This is a genomic window from Geobacillus sp. DSP4a (assembly GCF_013096875.1).
Taxonomy (GTDB): domain Bacteria; phylum Bacillota; class Bacilli; order Bacillales; family Anoxybacillaceae; genus Geobacillus; species Geobacillus thermophilus.
The window spans coordinates 1-2056 of the sequence record NZ_SDLD01000102.1 but is presented as its reverse complement, the minus strand read 5'-3'; the positions used below and the strand labels follow the sequence as shown (position 1 = coordinate 2056).

Sequence of the window (2056 nt, the reverse complement as noted above, 5' to 3'; positions counted from 1 at the left end):
AGAAACATTCGCGCAGTCGTTTTGCATCGCAAGAAGCATCGTTTCCACACTGACGAAACACGAAAAAAACGTGTGGGATTCGTTATGTCTTCTGTTGGCAGGCGAAACGATCGATCGAGTTCTTTCCACTACCTAGGGCATTTTCTATGACCGAAATGCCCTATTTGTGCTGGGCTTTTTTATACACTAGCACTGGGGTGAATAGTTACTATTTTTGTTATACTCGTATGTTTCCGTACCATAACTATCTTTCGCCGTTAACACATTCCCCTTGGCGTCATACGTATATGATTCAGTAGGATTCGCTGCATTTTGATCATTCGGATCCCGTGATTCTACTAGATTATTTCCCTCATAAACATAGCTTGTCGTAATGTTTAAACCATCTACGTCTTCGATAATTTGAATTGGGTTCGCTGCTTCATTAAATTTATACTGAATTTTACGGCCATTCGGTTGCGTTACGACAAGTTGTCGTTTTGTTTGGTCATAGTTCATCGTATAGATGCGGTTTTCAGGATCAATCGCTTGGCTTAGCCTGTCGCCATTATAAATGAACTGATTAACGACCGGTTTTTCTTCCGTATGCGTCGGTTCCAATACTTTCTCTAACCGACCAAGTTCATTATATTGGTATCTCGTTACTTCCCCGCCCGTCTGGGTTACTTTTGTTAACAAGTCGTTGTTATACTCATACGTGATGGTCCGGTTCATTGGGTCGGTCATTTTCTGGATTCTTCCGCTTGCGGTGTACTCGATGCTCAGTTTTCTGCCCGACGCATCCGTAATCGACACGAGCTTTCCGTTAGAATAACTATAAGTAGTCGCATTCCCATGTCCATCCACGATTTTCGTTAGCTTGCCATCACTTTTTTGAAAGTGGATTTTCGTTTGATCTTTTGTCGTTAGGATATATTCATCGGTTGTTTCGCTTAACTCCAAGTAAACACCTGTCGGGGCTTTATACGTGCCGTCGGATAATTTTGTGAAGATATGGAGCGTGCCATCTTCATCCGTCAATCTTGCTTCATTTCCTTGGGCCACGATGTTCATTTCCGCATCGCTATGCCATCCTTTTCCAAACAATCCAACCGATGTGGATAAACTATTGTAAGTTCTTGTGATTTCAAGCCCCGGTCCTCTTCCGGAAATCGAAACATCGTCTTCGTCTATAATCAGATTGCCGGTAGCGGCATTCACGCTGCCATACGGAACATCAATGATGGACCAGTACTCTTCTTTTCCTAAATACTCATTCGCCTCCGGAATGTTCACCGTCAAGGCATTGCTGGAAAATACCGTTTCCCCATCCGCATTGTAGGCGCTGAGTCGGAAGTAGTAATGGGTGCTTGTGGCGTATTTTGTCCCCATTTTCGCATACATGGGGGAAGGATCTTTCGGAAGTTCCAATCCTTTTCCATCATGATGCAGCGTTAAGGTGCTGGAATCCCCTTGTTGGATTTCCTCCGGCGTTGGCCAAATTCCTTTGTTTTGCGTCGTCCAATGGTCCACGTCTCCTACATCAAATGCTTCATAGTAAAGTCCATTGAAAATCCACACTTTATACCCTGTCGCTCCAGGAATCTTATCCCAGTCTAACATGACATAACCCGAGTTGCTTCCTAATTGGTTGCTGTAAGCAAACCCCGAAGGCGCTGATGGCACTGGCAAATCTGGAATACTAGGCATATACGCATCAGAAAAGACGGTTTCTCCTTGAGAGTTATAGGCACTTACTCGAATCCAGTAGTTGGTAGCCGTTGCGTATTTTGTTCCTGCATTGGCATAGACCGGGGACGGGTTAACAGCTAATTCCGTGCCAAGACCATCGTTTACATGCAACTTATATCTACCTGCTTGAATTTCCGTGGAGGTTGGCCAATACTTTTTGTTTTTCGTTGTCCAAGAAGTGACGTTCCCGACATCTAGCGATTCATAGTAGGAACCGTTAAAAATCCAAATTTTATACCCCGTCGCTCCACTCACAGGATTCCATTTGAAATCGATATATCCTGTTCCATTTCCGTTTGTATAACTTACCCCCGTCGGAGCAGAT

1 protein-coding gene is annotated in these 2056 nt (G+C 44.1%); it reads right to left on the bottom strand.

Annotation, left to right across the window (positions count from 1 at the left end):
• Positions 1–186 precede the first annotated feature (186 nt).
• A partial coding sequence (locus tag ETC02_RS16440) for a DUF6531 domain-containing protein (protein WP_253264182.1) occupies positions 187–2056 on the bottom strand: 1870 nt, incomplete at its 5' end.